General features: G+C 74.3%; 1 protein-coding gene. It reads left to right on the top strand.

Annotated features, from left to right (window positions below):
- Positions 1–545: 545 nt before the first annotated feature.
- The gene (locus AB0I10_RS41280) at positions 546–959 is read left to right on the top strand and encodes a peptidase inhibitor family I36 protein (protein WP_363157868.1); all 414 of its coding nucleotides are present in this window, start codon (positions 546–548) and stop codon (positions 957–959) included.
- The last annotated feature ends 68 nt before the right edge of the window (positions 960–1,027 follow it).

Genomic DNA, 1,027 nt, shown 5'->3' with positions numbered 1-1,027 from the left:
TGATGACCGTGACACCCATCAGCAGGATGAACGCCCGGTTTCCGGTCACCTCGTCCCGACCGCCGGCCGAGGGGTACCTCGGCCGGCCGCGCGCCGTTCGCATGGTCCGCGCGTCAACCCGCCGTCCCGGCCCGCCGCATGGCCCGTCCGCCGGATGCCCAGTGCTGACCGGCCTCCGCCGGACCGCCGAATCCCTCATCCGGATGAACGGTCCCGGGAACCGGCCCCGCGCCTTCGAGGACCGCATGCGGGCCGTGCCGAGCGCTCTGCGGCCCCGCCCCCGGAGAACGGTTTCCGCAGGCCGCCTCGCCGCCGAGGCGCACGTCAACAGCGCGTACCACCGCCCCGCTTCGAGCGGTCCCGCCCGTCCCCATACCTGATCCGGGTGGCCTCTCCGCCACGGCCTTGGCAACGGCGCCGCACGCTCGCCAAGCTCGGTCTCGAACCCGCCGCGGGCATCCGGCCCGCCGCGGCACGCCATCGCCGTCCGGCGCGACCTCATACGGCGCCGTACGCCACGTCGTACTCCACGGGGGAGAGATTCCATGCGCATCCGCACGTTCCACACCACCGCCCTCATCACCGGCCTCGCCGCACTGGCCGCCGTGCTCGTCGCCCCGTCCGCCCTCGGGGCCCCGGCCGCGCACGCCGCACCGGGCAGCCGCACCGCTGCCGCCTCGGGCGACTGCACGGTCGGCCGGCTGTGCCTCTGGCCGCAGGCGGACTTCGGCGGCCGACGGCAGACCTACGACCTGTCCGGCACCGACATCGAGAGCTGTATCGCGCTGTCCGACGGAGTCAGCGCTGCCTCGTTCGCCAATCGCACCGGCCGGCCGGTCACCACGTACCAGAGCGCGGAATGCGCCGAGACCGGTGAGTTCGACACGTACCCGGGCGGCGGCAGCTGGGTGCCCGAATCCCCGTACGAGGTAAGGGCGTTCAAGATCTGGGAGCGCTGAGCGGGGGAGCGCAAACTGCCGTGGGGGGGGGGCGCGGTGGTGGGCGGGGGGGCGGCGGGGGGGGAAGA

It is taken from the genome of Streptomyces sp. NPDC050636 (assembly GCF_040654775.1).
Lineage (GTDB): Bacteria > Actinomycetota > Actinomycetes > Streptomycetales > Streptomycetaceae > Streptomyces.
Note: the sequence above shows the minus strand (reverse complement) of the source record. Positions and strands in the feature narration are given on the sequence as shown.